The sequence below is a fragment of the Ottowia sp. genome, assembly GCF_047601385.1.
In the GTDB taxonomy this organism is placed as follows: Bacteria; Pseudomonadota; Gammaproteobacteria; order Burkholderiales; family Burkholderiaceae_C; genus Ottowia.
The window spans coordinates 1,270,087-1,284,677 of the sequence record NZ_JASGJP010000001.1 but is presented as its reverse complement, the minus strand read 5'-3'; the positions used below and the strand labels follow the sequence as shown (position 1 = coordinate 1,284,677).

Annotated in this window: 17 protein-coding genes; 13 read left to right on the top strand and 4 right to left on the bottom strand. The window is 70.6% G+C overall.

What is annotated here, in order from left to right; genetic code table 11:
* Window positions 1-34: 34 nt before the first annotated feature.
* A complete protein-coding gene (locus QM772_RS06210) occupies window positions 35-700 on the bottom strand; it encodes a response regulator (RefSeq protein ID WP_415134611.1) in 666 nt (221 codons plus the stop codon).
* Window positions 701-783: 83 nt separating this feature from the next.
* On the opposite strand from QM772_RS06210, the gene QM772_RS06205 reads away from it, so the two are divergent.
* Window positions 784-1,470: a phosphatase PAP2 family protein gene (locus tag QM772_RS06205; RefSeq protein ID WP_415134609.1), complete on the top strand. Its 687-nt coding sequence runs from the start codon at window positions 784-786 to the stop codon at window positions 1,468-1,470.
* A gap of 48 nt (window positions 1,471-1,518) precedes the next feature.
* Window positions 1,519-3,261, top strand: a complete 1,743-nt coding sequence (locus tag QM772_RS06200) for a phosphoethanolamine transferase (RefSeq protein ID WP_415134607.1) — start codon at window positions 1,519-1,521, stop codon at window positions 3,259-3,261.
* Window positions 3,262-3,321: 60 nt separating this feature from the next.
* Here QM772_RS06200 and QM772_RS06195 read toward each other — a convergent pair whose 3' ends face one another.
* The gene (locus QM772_RS06195) at window positions 3,322-3,915 is read right to left on the bottom strand and encodes a peroxidase-related enzyme (protein WP_415134605.1); all 594 of its coding nucleotides are present in this window, start codon (window positions 3,913-3,915) and stop codon (window positions 3,322-3,324) included.
* 72 nt (window positions 3,916-3,987) lie between these two features.
* Between QM772_RS06195 and pcaC the strand changes: the two genes are divergently transcribed.
* The 9 genes from pcaC to QM772_RS06150 all read left to right on the top strand — a co-directional run bounded on the left by pcaC (window position 3,988) and on the right by QM772_RS06150 (window position 11,493).
* Window positions 3,988-4,374 carry a 4-carboxymuconolactone decarboxylase gene (gene pcaC / locus QM772_RS06190; RefSeq protein WP_415134603.1) on the top strand — a complete coding sequence of 129 codons (387 nt, stop codon included), beginning with the start codon at window positions 3,988-3,990 and terminating at the stop codon, window positions 4,372-4,374.
* A 184-nt stretch (window positions 4,375-4,558) separates the two neighbouring features.
* Complete coding sequence (locus QM772_RS06185) at window positions 4,559-5,266, top strand: CoA transferase subunit A (protein WP_415134601.1); 708 nt, start codon at window positions 4,559-4,561, stop codon at window positions 5,264-5,266.
* Window position 5,267: 1 nt separating this feature from the next.
* Entirely contained in the window at window positions 5,268-5,906 is a 639-nt protein-coding gene (locus QM772_RS06180) for a 3-oxoacid CoA-transferase subunit B (protein WP_415134599.1), read from the top strand.
* 18 nt (window positions 5,907-5,924) lie between these two features.
* The gene (locus QM772_RS06175) at window positions 5,925-6,695 is read left to right on the top strand and encodes a 3-hydroxybutyrate dehydrogenase (protein ID WP_415139491.1); all 771 of its coding nucleotides are present in this window, start codon (window positions 5,925-5,927) and stop codon (window positions 6,693-6,695) included.
* A 280-nt stretch (window positions 6,696-6,975) separates the two neighbouring features.
* Window positions 6,976-7,749, top strand: coding sequence for a peroxide stress protein YaaA (gene yaaA, locus QM772_RS06170; RefSeq protein ID WP_415134597.1), 774 nt, complete (start codon window positions 6,976-6,978; stop codon window positions 7,747-7,749).
* Between the two features lie 10 nt (window positions 7,750-7,759).
* A complete protein-coding gene (locus tag QM772_RS06165; protein WP_415134595.1) occupies window positions 7,760-8,608 on the top strand; it encodes a 2OG-Fe(II) oxygenase in 849 nt (282 codons plus the stop codon).
* 25 nt (window positions 8,609-8,633) lie between these two features.
* A complete protein-coding gene (locus QM772_RS06160) occupies window positions 8,634-9,545 on the top strand; it encodes an alpha/beta fold hydrolase (RefSeq protein WP_415134593.1) in 912 nt (303 codons plus the stop codon).
* Between the two features lie 58 nt (window positions 9,546-9,603).
* Entirely contained in the window at window positions 9,604-10,452 is an 849-nt protein-coding gene (gene queF / locus QM772_RS06155; RefSeq protein ID WP_415134591.1) for an NADPH-dependent 7-cyano-7-deazaguanine reductase QueF, read from the top strand.
* 207 nt (window positions 10,453-10,659) lie between these two features.
* Entirely contained in the window at window positions 10,660-11,493 is an 834-nt protein-coding gene (locus QM772_RS06150) for a GntR family transcriptional regulator (protein ID WP_415134589.1), read from the top strand.
* Window positions 11,494-11,540: 47 nt separating this feature from the next.
* On the opposite strand, the gene QM772_RS06145 is transcribed toward QM772_RS06150, so the two are convergent.
* Together QM772_RS06145 and dinB are read right to left on the bottom strand one after the other, a co-directional pair.
* Window positions 11,541-11,834: a hypothetical protein gene (locus tag QM772_RS06145; protein WP_415134587.1), complete on the bottom strand. Its 294-nt coding sequence runs from the start codon at window positions 11,832-11,834 to the stop codon at window positions 11,541-11,543.
* A gap of 95 nt (window positions 11,835-11,929) precedes the next feature.
* Complete coding sequence (dinB, locus tag QM772_RS06140) at window positions 11,930-13,123, bottom strand: DNA polymerase IV (protein ID WP_415139489.1); 1,194 nt, start codon at window positions 13,121-13,123, stop codon at window positions 11,930-11,932.
* Window positions 13,124-13,231: 108 nt separating this feature from the next.
* Between dinB and QM772_RS06135 the strand changes: the two genes are divergently transcribed.
* Window positions 13,232-13,648, top strand: a complete 417-nt coding sequence (locus tag QM772_RS06135) for a MarR family winged helix-turn-helix transcriptional regulator (protein ID WP_415134585.1) — start codon at window positions 13,232-13,234, stop codon at window positions 13,646-13,648.
* 50 nt (window positions 13,649-13,698) lie between these two features.
* Window positions 13,699-14,091 (top strand): tautomerase family protein, encoded by a 393-nt coding sequence (locus QM772_RS06130; RefSeq protein WP_415134583.1) that lies wholly within the window; start codon window positions 13,699-13,701, stop codon window positions 14,089-14,091.
* The last annotated feature ends 500 nt before the right edge of the window (window positions 14,092-14,591 follow it).

The window sequence follows — 14,591 nt, the reverse complement described above, 5'->3', positions numbered from 1 at the left end:
GGCGGGATGAACGCTTGGGAGCGGCCCGGCGCGTTCATGGGGCGTCCAGCACCAGCCGGTATCCCAGGCCACGCAGCGTCTCGATGTGCTCGCGCCCCAGCTTGCGGCGCAAGCGGCTGATGAACACTTCCAGCGTGTTGCTGTCGGTCTCGTCGCCCCAGCCGTACAGGGCGTCCTGCAGGTGCTCGCGCGTGTGCAGGCGCTCGGGGTGCGTGGACATCACGCGCAGCAGCGCCCATTCCTTGGCCGTCAGCACGATCGGCACGCCGGCGCGGCGCACCTGCTCGCGCGCCAGGTCGATCTGCAGCTCGCCCAGCGCCAGCACCGGCGCGCCGGAAGTGTCGCGGCGGCGCTCCACGGCGCGCAGGCGGGCCAGCAGCTCGCCGGGGTCGTAGGGCTTGACGAGATAGTCGTCTGCCCCGGCGTCCAGGCCGCGGATGCGGTCGCTGACCTGATCGCGCGCGGTCAGCACGATGACGATGGGGCGCTCGCGCAGCGCACGCACGCGCGGCAGCAGGGCCAGGCCGTCGCCGTCGGCCAGGTGCAGGTCGAGCAGCACGGCGGCGTAGCGGGCCGCGTGCAGCGCGGCGCCGGCCTGGGCGAGGCTGGGCACGGCGTCCACCACGTAGGCCTTGGCGCGCAGGTAGTCGCACACGGCCTCGGACAGGGCCGCGTCGTCTTCCACCAGCAGCACGCGCATGCGCGCAGTGTAGGAGCGCGCGCGTTCACCCGGCGTTCAGGTGGCGGCGGTAGCTTGCCGCTCCCTCGTCCGACCTGATGCCCATGCCCCTGTGGTCCGAGCGCCGGCTGTGCGCGCTGACGCTGCTGCTTTTCCTGCTCATCGCGCTGTGGGACGCCACCGGGCTCGACCTGGCCCTGGCGCGGCTGTTCGGCTCCGCGCAGGGCTTCGCCTGGCGCGGCCAGCCGGGGTTCTCGTTCTGGCTGCACAAGGTGCCGCGCGCGGCCAGCGGCGTGGCGGTGGCCGCGCTGGCGGTGGGCGCGGTGCGGCCCTGGGGGTTCCTGCGCGGCATGGCGGCGGGCGACCGCTGGCTGCTGCTGCTGTCGGTGGTGACGGCCATGCTCGCGGTGGCGCTGGCCAAGCGCGCCAGCGCCACCAGCTGCCCGTGGGATCTGGCCGGGTTCGGCGGCGCGGCGCCCTACGTGTCGCACTGGTCCTGGGGCGTACGCGACCACGGGCCGGGGCACTGCTTTCCGGCCGGCCATGCGTCGGCGGCGCTGGGTTATGTGGCCGGCTGGTTCGTGCTGCGGCGCGCGGCGCCGCGCGTGGCCGGCCCCTGGCTGGCGGCGGCGCTGCTGCTGGGCGGCGTGCTGGGGTGGGCACAGCAGATGCGCGGCGCGCACTACCTGAGCCACACGCTGTGGAGTGCCTGGATCTGCTGGACGGTGGGGCTGGCGATGAACTTCGCGCGCCGGCCTGAGGCGGAGGATACAAAGCTGAATACAGGCTGAACGGTGCCTTCAGGCAGCCTTCAGCGCGGCGGCCGAGCATCGCCGCGCATGTCTCTGCACGCTGCGGCTTCCGCTTCGTCCCTTTCCGATCCCTGGGCGCGCGTTCGCACCGCCGCGCGGCGGCTGAGTGCTTGGCCGGCCGGCCCCGTGTCCGCGCAAGGGGCGGCGCTGGCGTTGGCCGCGTACCTGGTGCTGGCGGCCAACTGGCCGCTGTGGCTGCAACTGGCACGCATCGACGCCGGCGTGCGCTCGGCGCTGGCGCTGCACGTGCTGATCGCCTGCGGCACGGTGGCGGTGCTGAGCCTGCTGGCCTGGCCGCGCGTGCTGAAACCGCTGTGGTGGCTGGTGGTGCTGGCGGCCGCGCTGTCGCAGCACTACATGCTGGCCTACGGCGTGGTGATGGACCCGGGCATGGCCGCCAACATGCTGCACACCGACGCGCGCGAGGTGGCCGACCTGCTGGGCCCGCGCATGCTGATGACGGTGCTGGCCGTGCTGGCGCCGGCCACGTGGTGGCTGTGGCGCGTGCGCATCGCGCCCGTGGGGCTGGCGCGGCAGGCGGCGCGCAACGCGGGCATGCTGCTGATGGCCTTCGGCGTGGCGGCCGCCACGGTGGCGGTGGCCTCGCGCGACCTGGCGCCGCTGATGCGCAACCACACCCAGCTGCGCTACCTGATGAACCCGCTGGCCAGCCTGTACTCCACCACCGTGGCCGCCGTGCGCGCCGCGCGCCCGGCGCTGGCGCAAGGCGGCGCGCTGGTGCCGACGTCGCGCGGCGCGGCCCTGGGCCCCACCCACGTGGCGGGCGCGAAGCCGCCGCTGCTGGTGCTGGTGGTGGGCGAGACGGCGCGCGCCGACCACTTCGGGCTGATGAACGGCTACGCGCGTGACACCACGCCCGAGCTGGCCCGCCGCCAGGTGCTGAGCTGGCGCGAGGTGCGCTCCTGCGGCACCAGCACGCTGGCCTCGGTGCCCTGCATGTTCTCGCCGCTGGGCCGGCGCGACTTCGAGGCGCGCAAGCAGGAGCACGAGAACCTGCTGGACGTGGCGCAGGCCGCCGGCCTGGCCGTGCTGTGGCTGGAGAACCAGCCCGGCGGCTGCAAGGGCGTGTGCCGGCGCGTGCCGCGCGCCGAGGCCGCCGACGGGCTGCCGGCCGAGCTGCGCCAGGCGCTGTGCGAGGGCGGCGAGTGCGGCGACCAGGCCCTGCTGCACGGCCTGGACGAGCGGCTGGCCGCGCTGCCCGAGGCGCAGCGCCAGCGCGGCGTGCTGCTGGTGATGCACCAGATGGGCAGCCACGGACCGGCCTACCACAAGCGATCGCCGGCGGCGGCCAAGCGCTTTCTGCCCGAGTGCCGCACCGAGGTGCTGGCCGATTGCAGCCACGACGCGCTGGTGAACGCCTACGACAACACCATCGTCGCCACCGACGCCTTCCTGGCCGGCGCGATCGACTGGCTGCGCGGGCAGTCCGCGCGCTACGACACCGGCCTGCTGTACGTCAGCGACCACGGCGAATCGCTGGGCGAGTACGGCCTGTTCCTGCACGGCATGCCCTACGCCATCGCGCCCGACCAGCAGAAGCACGTGCCGATGGTGGCCTGGCTGGGCGCCGGGCTGGAGCGCCGCCAGCGGCTGTCGGACGCCTGCCTGCGCGCCGGGCTGGACGCGCCGCTGACGCACGACCACCTCTACCACACGGTGCTGGGGCTGCTGGACGTGCGGTCGCCCTCGTACCGCCGCGCGCTCGACGCGATGGACGGCTGCCGGGGCGTGGCGCCAAGATCTGATTGAAAAACGGCCCCAGCACTTGCTGGACAAGCGCTGGCAGCTATCGTTGCGATAGCGATGGACTCAGGCTTTCTTCTCGCGCGGCACGCGCCCCATCAGGTAGAACTCGGGGTTGGGGAGCATGCCGCTGAAGCTGGCCAGGCGGTTCGACAGGCCGAAGAAGGCGGTGATGGCCGCGATGTCCCAGATGTCCTCGTCGTCGAAGCCGTGCGTGTGCAGGGCGTCCCAGTCGGCGTCGCCGAGTTCGTGGGAGCGCTCGCGCACCTTCATGGCGAAGTCCAGCATGGCGCGCTGGCGCGGCGTGATGTCGGCGGCCTTGCGCCAGTTCACCGCCACCTGGTCGGCCACGTGCGGCTTCTTCTCGTAGATGCGCAGCAGCGCGCCGTGCGCCACCACGCAGTACAGGCACTGGTTGGCCGCGCTGGTGGCGGTGACGATCATCTCGCGGTCGCCCTTGGTCAGGCGGCTGGCGCGGCCCGTGCTCTCGGGCTCCATCAGCGCGTCGTGGTAGGCGAAGAAGGCGCGCCATTCGGCCGGCCGGCGCGCCAGGCCGAGGAACACGTTGGGGATGAAGCCGGCTTTCTCCTGCACCTCCAGCGCCTTGGCCTTGATGTCGTCGGGCAGGGTGTTCAGGTCGGGCAGCGGGTAGCGGCTCATGGCAAGTCTCCTCGGGCTCGGCAGGTGCGGGCCATTATGCTGGGTGCCATCTTTTGAACACAGGAGCACCGCATGGAATGGCCCGCCGACAAGGCTTTCGAGGACGGCCTCGCCACCCGCCGCCGGGTGATGGGCGACGACTTCGTCGACCGCGCGCTGGCCGGCGCGACCGCGTTCACCCAGCCCATGCAGGCCTGCATCACGCGCAGCGCCTGGGGCGACGTGTGGCAGCGCCCGGGGCTGGATTTGAAGACGCGCAGCCTGATCACCGTCGCCATGCTGACGGCGCTGGGCCGCCAGCACGAACTGAAGGGCCACGTGCGCGGCGCGCTGAACAACGGCGCCACGGTGGATGAGATCCAGGAGGTGCTGCTGCACGCCAGCGTGTATTGCGGCGTGCCCTGCGCCGTGGAGGCGTTCCGCAGCGCGGCCGAGGTGGTGGATGGGCCGCCGGAGTGATCTTCAAGCCAGATAGGCCCCCAGCCCTGATGGAGAAAGCGCGGGCAGCTATGAATTTTGAAGTCTCCCGTGCGTCGGAAGCGGCCTCGCGGCAAGCGGCTGATCGCCGCGCGGAGACGTAGTATCGTTACACGTTGTCCAAGGCACCCCCCCAATCCCTTTCCCTCTCAAGGAGAAATCCCCCGTGAACAAGATCTACCCCTCGGCCGCCGAGGCGCTGAAAGGCGTCGTCCAGGACGGCCAGCTCATCGCCGTGGGCGGCTTCGGCCTGTGCGGCATCCCCGAGGCGCTGATCGAAGCGCTGAAGGACAGCGGCGTCAAGAACCTGACCTGCATCTCCAACAACGCCGGCGTCGATGGCTTTGGCCTGGGCAAGCTGCTGGAGACGCGCCAGATCAGGAAGATGATCGCCAGCTACGTGGGTGAGAACAAGGAGTTCGAGCGCCAGTTCCTGGCCGGCGAGCTGGCGCTGGAGTTCACGCCCCAGGGCACGCTGGCCGAGAAGCTGCGCGCCGGCGGCGCGGGCATCCCGGCCTTCTTCACCAGGACCGGCGTGGGCACCATGGTGGCCGAGGGCAAGGAGCTGCGCGAGTTCGACGGCGAGACCTACGTGCTGGAGCGCTCGCTGGTGCCCGACGTGGCCTTGGTCAAGGCCGACGTGGCCGACAAGTCCGGCAACCTGCGCTTCAACCTGACGGCACGTAACTTCAACCCGGCGGCGGCCACGGCCGGCAAGGTCTGCATCGTGGAGGTGGAGAAGATCGTCGAGGTGGGCGAGCTGGCGCCGGACGACGTGCACCTGCCCGGCATCTACGTGCACCGCATCGTGCTGAACGCCACCCCCGAGAAGCGCATCGAGAAACGCACCATCACCGAGAAAGCAGGAGCCTGACATGCCTTGGACCCAAGACCAGATGGCCGCGCGCGCGGCGCAAGAGCTGGAGGACGGCTTCTACGTCAACCTCGGCATCGGCATTCCCACCCTGGTGGCCAACCACACCGGCGCCAAGGAGGTGTGGCTGCAATCGGAGAACGGCATGCTCGGCATCGGCCCGTTCCCGACCGAGGACCAGGTGGACCCCGACCTCATCAACGCCGGCAAGCAGACGGTGACCACGCTGCCCGGCTCGTCGATCTTCGGCAGCGACCAGAGCTTCGCCATGATCCGCGGCGGCAAGATCAACCTCAGCATCCTGGGTGCCATGCAGGTCAGCGAGAAGGGCGACCTGGCCAACTGGATGATCCCCGGCAAGATGGTCAAGGGCATGGGCGGCGCGATGGACCTGGTGGCCGGCGTCAAGCGCGTGATCGTGCTGATGGAGCACGTGGCGAAGAAGAAGGACGGCGGCATCGACCTGAAGATCCTGCCCCAGTGCACGCTGCCGCTGACCGGCGTGGGCGTGGTGGACCGCATCATCACCGACCTGGGCGTGTTCGACGTGGTGGAAGGCGGCATCAAGGTGGTCGAGCTGGCGGACGGCGTGACTCTCGACGAAGCGCAGTCCAAGACCGGCGTGACGCTGCTGAAGTAAGGAGCACCGCACATGAGCATGCTGAAAGGCAAGACCGCCCTGGTCACCGGTTCCACCAGCGGCATCGGGCTGGGCATCGCCGTCGAGCTGGCCAAGCAGGGCGCGCACATCGTCATGAACGGCTTCGGCGACGTCGAGGGGCCCAAGGCGCAGATCGCCGCCCACGGCGTCAAAGTCGAATACCACGGCGCCGACATGAGCAAGCCGGCCGAGATCGAGGACATGATGAAATTCGCCGCCGGCAAGTTCGGCGGCGTGGACGTGCTGGTCAACAACGCCGGCATCCAGCACGTGTCGCCGATCGAGGACTTTCCCACCGAGCGCTGGGACGCCATCATCGCCATCAACCTGAGTTCGGCGTTCCACACCACGCGGCTGGCGATCCCTTTCATGCGGCAGAAGAACTGGGGCCGCATCATCAACATCGCCTCGGCGCACGGGCTGGTGGCCTCGGCCAGCAAGAGCGCCTACGTGGCGGCCAAGCACGGCATCGTCGGCCTGACCAAGGTCGCCGCGCTGGAGCTGGCCACCACCGGCGTCACCGCCAACGCCATCTGCCCCGGCTGGGTGCTGACGCCGCTGGTGCAGAAGCAGATCGACGACCGCGCCGCGCGCGAGAAGATCAGCGTCGAGCAGGCCACGAAGGAGCTGCTGCAGGAGAAAGAGCCTTCGCTGCAATTCACCACGCCCGAGCAGTTGGGCGGCATGGCGGTGTTCTTCTGCTCGCCCGCCGCCGACAACGTGCGCGGCCAGGCGTGGGCCAGCGACGGCGGGTGGACCGCGCAGTAAACGGCTCACCCCCAGGCTCCACACGCTTCGCGTTGTTGCGCCACCCCCCTCTCCGGGGGCGCGCCCGCTGGTCGGGGGGACCCCGACCAGGAGCGCACTGGCATGGCCTGCTCCGCGGCCCTCGGGTTCTTTGGAGTTGATGCGCTGCGGGCTGCGTTGAGAGTGAAATCGGCTTCCGGCGCCCGCCCAGAAAGCGCTGACAGCTATGAAAATAGTAGCATAGCGCGCGCCGCCTCGTTGGCGGCGACCCGCCGCGCGTCTTGATGGGAAAATCCGCGCCATGCTGTTCCTCCTGTCCCCGGCCAAGGCGCTGGACTACGACACGCCCGTTCCCCCCGATCTGCCCCACACCGCGCCGCTGTTCGCCAGGCAGTCGGCCGAGTTGATCGCCGTGCTGCGCGAGCAGTCGCCCCAGCAGATCGCCGCGCTGATGAAGCTGAGCGACCCGCTGGCCAGCCTGAACGCGGCGCGCTACGCCGCCTGGCGGCCGCGCTTCACGGCCGCCAATTCGCGGCAGGCGGCATGGGCCTTCAACGGCGACGTGTACGGCGGGCTCGACGCCCGCACGCTGGAGGCCGCCGAGCTGGACTGGCTCCAGCAGCACCTGTGCATCCTGAGCGGCCTGTACGGCGTGCTGCGCCCGCTGGACTGGATGCAGCCCTACCGCCTGGAGATGGGCACGCGCCTGGCCACGGACCGCGGCGACACGCTGTACCAGTTCTGGGGCGCGCGCATCAGCGACTACTTGAACCAGCGCCTGGCGGCCGACGCCTCGCCCGTGGTCGTCAACCTGGCCTCGCAGGAATACTTCAAGGCGGTGGACCGCCAGGCGCTGAAGGCGCGCGTGATCGACTGCGTGTTCGAGGACTACAAGGGCGGCCAGTACAAGGTCATCAGCTTCCTGGCCAAACGCGCGCGCGGGCTGATGGCGCGCTACGCCGCCCGGCACCGCATCGCCACGCCCAAGAAGCTGCAAGGCTTCGACCTGGAAGGCTACGCCTTCGCCGCCGCCGCCTCGCAACCCGATCGCCTCGTCTTCCGCCGTAAAGCCTGAAAGCGTCGCCATGGACCAGCAGATCACCCCCGAGCTCCGCCAGTGGATCGTCGAGCAGGCCCAGGCCGGGCACAGCGCCGAGTCGGTGCTGCAATCCATGAAGACCTCCGGCTGGGACGAGGACGTGGCCATCGACGCCATGGAGACCACGCTGCGCGGCCATCTGTCGGCGCAGACCGCCGCCGGCGCACTGCCGCCCGCCGTGCCCGTGCCCGAGCCCGACGTGGACGACTCGCCCCTGTACCTGGACGGCGGCGACCGCCAGGTGGCCGTGCTGACCGTGATGGCGGCGCCGCGCGTGGTGGTGTTCGGCGGCCTGCTGTCCGACGAGGAATGCGACGCGCTGATCGACGCCGCGCGCCCGCGCATGAGCCGCTCGCTCACGGTGGCCACGCGCACCGGCGGCGAGGAGGTCAACGCCGACCGCACCAGCCAGGGCATGTTCTTCCAGCGCGGCGAGAACGCGCTGGTGACCCGCATCGAGGCGCGCATCGCCAGGCTGGTGAACTGGCCGGTGGAGAACGGCGAGGGCCTGCAGATCCTGCAATACGTGCCCGGCACCGAATACAAGCCGCACTACGACTACTTCGACCCCAAGGAGCCGGGCACGCCCACCATCCTGCGGCGCGGCGGCCAGCGCGTGGGCACGCTGGTGATGTACCTCCGCGAGCCCGAGAAGGGCGGCGGCACCACCTTCCCCGACGTGCACCTGGAGGTGGCGCCCAAGCGCGGCAACGCCGTGTTCTTCAGCTACGAGCGCGCGCACCCCAGCACCCGCACGCTGCACGGCGGCGCGCCGGTGATCGCCGGCGAGAAGTGGATCGCCACCAAGTGGCTGCGCGAAGGCGAATTCAAGTAACGCAAGACTAAAAGAGAGAAGTACCATGAAAGTCAAGGCCAACGGCATCGACATCGAGGTGGAAGACACCGGCGGCAGCGGCGAGCCGCTGCTGCTCATCATGGGCCTGGGCTGCCAGCTGGTCCATTGGCCTTCCTATTTCGTGCAGCCGCTGGTGGAGGCCGGCTACCGCGTCATCCGCCTGGACAACCGCGACATCGGCCTGTCGCAGTATTTCCCGCAGTTCGGCCGTCCCAATCCGACCTGGGGCGGCCTGATGCTGGCGCTGGGCCGCGAGCTGCATGCGCCCTACACCCTGGGCGACATGGCGGCCGACGCGCTGGGCGTGCTGGACGCGCTGGGCATCGCGCGCGCGCACGTCGCCGGCGCCAGCATGGGCGGCATGATCGCGCAGCGGCTGGCGCTGGCGGCGCCCGAGCGCGTGCGCTCGCTGGTCAGCATCATGAGCAGCAGCGGCGCGCGCGGCCTGCCCCGGCCCGAGCCGCACGTCGTCCGCGCCATGCTGGCGCGTCCGCGCGCAGGCGGCCGCGAGGCGCTCCTGCGCTACTACGTCGAGCTGTACCGCACCATCGGCGGCCCCTCGTACGACCAGCCCGAGGCGGACCTGCGCGCCGCCATCGAGGTCTCGCTGAACCGCGCCCAGAACCCCGACGGCATGCTGCGCCAGTTGCGCGCCATCATGGCCGACACGCGGCGCGCCGACGAACTGACCCGCATGCGCGTGTCCGCGCTGGTGCTGCACGGCCGCGAAGACCCGCTGGTGCCCGTCAACTGTGGCGCCGACACCGCGCGCCGCATTCCCGACTCGCGCTACGTCGTCATCGACCGCATGGGCCATGCGCTGCCGCCCTCGGTCAGCCGGCCGGTGGTGGCCGAGATGCTGCCCTTCCTGCGCGCCCACCCCATCGAGGCCGCTGAATCGGCGCTCGCGGCATGAGCGCGCCGGGCCGCTCCCAAGCGCTCATCTCGCAGCGCGCAGCGCGGAGGGTTGTCAGGTGAGCGATTCACTGGAAGGCAGCGCGCTCGGCAAGCCCACCAGCTACGCCGACCAGTACGACCCCGCGCTGCTGTTCCCCATCGCCCGCGCGCCGCAGCGCGCGCGGCTGGGGCTGGCCGGGCAGCCGCCCTTCTTGGGCGCCGACCTGTGGACGGCGTTCGAGCTGTCGTGGCTGAACCCGCGCGGCAAGCCGCAGGTCGCCATCGCCCACGTCACCGTGCCGTGCGAGAGCACGCACATCATCGAAAGCAAGTCCTTCAAGCTGTACCTGAACAGCTTCAGCGGCACCCGCCTGGCCGATGCCGGCGAAGTGCGCCGCCGCATCCAGGGCGACGTCAGCGCCGCGCTGTGGCACGGCGGCCCGGTGGGCGCCAGCGCCGGCGTGCGGCTGATCGGCCCCGACGAATTCGACCAGCAGCCCGTGCACGAGCTGGACGGCCTGAACCTCGACCGCCTCGACATCGAGTGCGACCACGCCGAGCCCGCGCCCGAACTGCTGAGCGCCGCCTTCGGCGAACAGCCGGTGGAGGAGGTGCTGACCAGCCGCCTACTGAAGAGCAACTGCCCCGTCACCGGCCAGCCCGACTGGGGCAGCGTGCAGATCCGCTACGCCGGCCCGCAGATCGACCAGGGCGGCCTGCTGCGCTACCTGGTCAGCTTCCGGCGCCACAGCGATTTCCACGAGCACTGTGTCGAGCGCATCTTCACCGACCTCTGGGCGCGTTGTCGCCCCACCAGGCTCGCGGTGTACGCGCGCTACACCCGGCGCGGCGGGCTCGACATCAACCCCTGGCGCACCAGCCACCCCGGCCCGCCGCCGGGCAACGTGCGCACCGCGCGGCAATAGCATCTGCTATTGTTCCAATAGCTGCTGGCGGTTGCTGGATGGGCCGTGGAGCCCGTTTTTATTGATCTTCTTTCCCTGGCCGATCGGCGGGGTGCAACTTTTTCACGGCCGTGCCGCTGCCGCGCAACGCTGGCGTGCACGACTGCCGGCCGCTCGCGCCGCGGCAGGCGCGGGTGCGCCGGCCAGCCCCAGAATGGCCGCCAGCCCATGCTTGAACACACCCACGCCATCGCCGCCGCCCGGGCCTCGCACGCCGACCCGAGCGCGCGCGCGGGCGCCCGGGGCGCCCCGCCGCCGGATCCCTTCGGCGCGCTGCGGCTCGATACCGGCGCGGACGCCCCGCTTTGGCGGCAGCTCTACGAGCAACTGGACGAGCTGCTGTCCTCGGGCCGCGTGCGCGAGGGCGTCAGCCTCCCGCCCGAGCGCGAGCTGGCCGAGACGCTGGGCGTCAGCCGCTCCACCGTCAAGCGCTGCTACGACCAGTTGCGCCACGACCAGCGCCTGGCCGGCCGCGGCCGCGCGGGCAGCGTGGTGCGCACGCCGCCGCGCCGCGCGCACGCCACCACCGGCCACCTGCGGGACTTCGCCGACGAACTGCGCGAGCGCGGCAAGGCGGCCACCAGCATGCTGCTGCGCCTGGAGGTGGTGCGCGACGCGCGCATCGCCTCCACCTTCCGCCGCCCGCCCAGCGCGCAGTTCCTGCACGTGGCGCGCCTGCGCTGCGGCGACGGCGTGCCCATGCTGCGCGAGCTGGCCTGGTACGACCTGGCCCTGGCGCCGCAGATGGTGGGCTGGGACGGCCACGGGTCGGCCCACGAGCGTCTGGCCCGCCTGTGCGCGCTGGAGGTGGGCAGCGCGGAGCAGACGATGGAGGCCGTGCTCAGCTCGCAGCTGGACGCCGCGGCCTTCGGCCTGGCCCGGCCGCAGCCGTGCCTGCTGGTCAAGCGGCTGACGCGCGCGGCCAACGGGGTGCCGGTCGAATACGTCGAATCGACCTTCCGCGGCGACGCCTACGTCTGCCGTCTGGAGCTGTGGCCCTGACGGGCCTTCATCGGCCGCTCGCTGCGCGCGGCCGTCGGTGCTCACCGTCACCTCACGGCGGCCGGCAAGGCCGGCAGCCAGTCGCACCGCAGGCGCCCCGCCGCGTGGGCGCGCACGCGCCAGCGCACGTAGAGTGTCGGCGCCCGCCACCCCAGCAGGCACAGCGGCAGCGCCCACCAGCCCTGGTGCAGCAGCAGTGCCGGCAGCCAGCCCGTGGCGCCCATCACCCACAGCGTGGTCACCGCGTCCCAGGCCTGGTATTCGGCGGGGTGCTCGCGCCTGTTCGCCACCATCCAGCGCCGCACGCGCCGCATGTCCGCCAACCGGAGCAGGGTGCTCATGGCCGCCTCCTCGCAAGGGCCGTATCGGGGACTCTACGAAGGGCAAGATCCAGCGTCAATCTGGGCGCCAGCGCCTGCCAGTCAAGCGCCTGCAGCTATGGTTCGAATAGCGGCAGCTCGGGGCCGGCCTGCGGATCGGCGTGCCGCGCCAGGTCCCGCGCCGGCATCAGCGTGCCCACGCGCACGCCCAGCAGGCGCAGGCGGCGGTCGAGCGGCACGCGCTTGAGGCACTGGCCCGCCACCTGGCGGATGCGGCGCGCGTCGCTGGTGTAGTCGGCCACCGTCTGGTCGCGCGTGACGATCTTGAAGTCGTCGAAGCGCAGCTTGATGCCGATGGTCTTGCCCGCGTAGCCCTTGCGCTGCAAATCGGCCGCCACCTGCTCGCACAGCCGCGTGAAGATGGCGCTCAAGGCCGCACGGTCGTGCACGGCGTGCAGGTCGCGCTCGAACGTGGTCTCGCGGCTCATGCTGACGGGCTCGCTCTCGGTCACCACTGGCCGCCCGTCGCGGGCGTGCGAGGCCTCGTGCAGCCAGGCGCCGTAGCTTTTGCCGAAGGTTTCGATCAGCCAGGGCTTCTCGCGCGCGGCCAGCTCGCCGATGGTGCGGATGCCGTGGCCCGCCAGTCTGGCGTCGGCCTTGGGGCCGATGCCGTTGATCTTGCGGCAGGGCAGGGGCCAGATCAGCCGCTCGACGTCGCTCTCGTGGATGACGCTGATGCCGTTGGGCTTGTCGAACTCGCTGGCCATCTTGGCCAGCAGCTTGTTGGGCGCCACGCCGATGGAGCAGGTCAGGCCCGTGGCCTCGAAGATGCTCTTCTGGATCAGCCGCGCCAGCACGCGCCCGCCCTCGCGCTGGCCGCCGGGCACTTCGGTGAAGTCGATGTAGACCTCGTCCACGCCGCGGTCCTCCATCACCGGGGCGATGTCGCGGATGACCTGCTTGAAGGCGTGCGAGAAGCGCCGGTATTCGCCGAAGTCCACCGGCAGCAGGATGGCCTGCGGGCACAGCCGGGCGGCCTTCATCAGCCCCATGGCCGAGCCGACGCCGAACTGCCGCGCCGGGTAGGTGGCGGTGGTGATGACGCCGCGGCCCGCGTAGTCGGCCAGGCGCGGGAAGTAGTCCAGCGGGATGTGGGCGCGGTCGCTCTCGTCCCAGGCGCGCTCGGGGTGCGCGCGCCGCAGCGCCTCCAGCCGCGCCTGCAACAGCCCGTGGCCGGCGCCGATCACCACCGGCTGGCCCTTGAGCTGCGGGTAGCGCAGTCCTTCCACGGAGGCGTAGAAGGCGTCCATGTCGAGGTGGGCGATGCGGCGGGTGGTTTCGGGCACGGGGCGAGCTTAGCGCGAGCCCTCTTCAGGGTATATGATTGCAATGCTAATCAAATCGCCCTATGATGCTCCATGTTCGATCACTGCCTGTACTTCAACACCTCGGCGCTGGCGCGAAGGCTGGAGCGGGAGTGGGCCGAGGCTTTCCGTCCGTTCGGGCTGGCGCCGCCGCAGGGCTTCGTGCTGCGGGCGGTGCTGCAAAGGCCCGGCATCCTGCCGTCGGAGCTTGCGGATGAATTGGCCATCTCGCGCCCGACGGCGACCAGGGCGCTGGACGGGCTGGCGGCCAAAGAGTTGGTTACCCGGCAGGCGGCCGAGCAGGACACGCGCCAGGTGGCGGTGTACCCGACGGCGGATGCGCTGGCGATCGGAGCCGCCCTGAACGAGGCGAGCGGCAAGGTCACCCGCAGGCTGAAGCGGTTGCTGGGCGAGCCGGTCTTCGAAGCCCTGGTCAAGGATGTTCGTGGCGTGCGCTCAGCCCTGAATTGAGCGCTTTTTTTTGCTTAATTGATTGCATAGCTAACCATAGGAGAACCGCCGTGCCCATCCTCAACGTGAAAGTCGCCGCGCCCGCTTCGCGGGAGCTGACCCATCGGATCGCGGAGATGCTCATCGAGCTGACCACCCGCATCCTGAAGAAGCAGCCGGAGGTGACCGCCATCGCCATCGACTACGTGCCGCCCGAGCAGTGGATCGTGGGCGGCTCGCCGCTGTCCGCCCAGGGAAAGAGCAGCTTCTATTTCGACATCAAGATCACGGACGAGACCAACACCAAGGCGGAGAAGGCGCAGTACATCCGGGAGGCCTTTGAGCGGTTCGAGCGGCTGCTGGGCAATCTGCATGAGGAAAGCTATATCCACGTGGAGGATGTTCGGGCGGCGGCGTATGGCTATGGGGGGAGGACGCAGGAATACCGCTATCACCATGGATAGCCGAGGATGGCAACTATTTTTGATAGTTTCCCGCTGCTGGTTGATTGGACGTCGGAGGCCGGGAGTTCGCCCCGGCGGGCGACCTACTTTCTTTGCTTCGCCAAAGAAAGTAGGCAAAGAAAGGCGACCCCAAGTCTGCGACCCCTTCGCTGCGCTACGGGGCAGACCTGCGTCGCGGGGCTTGCGGGGTGCGCCGCAGAACTCACTGCGCGCTGCGCGCTCCGCTCAAACAACCGCGGCGAGTCAGTTCACGAAGCGCGTGCATGCTGCGCTGCACGCGCCACCCCGCAAGCCCCGCGCCGCAGGCGCAGCCACAGGGGGTTTGAAGTCCACACGGGCCATCGCTGCGCTCGGCCCACGAGGCGCGGGCGCTGCGCGCCGCGTGTGCGAGGCCGAGCGCAGCGATGGCCCGTATGGGTTCCCCTTCCCCTCTGGACGTGCCGAGAAGCGCAGTGGTCGGGGTGCGCGCGTGCACCGCAGGATGCACGCGCTTCGTGCTC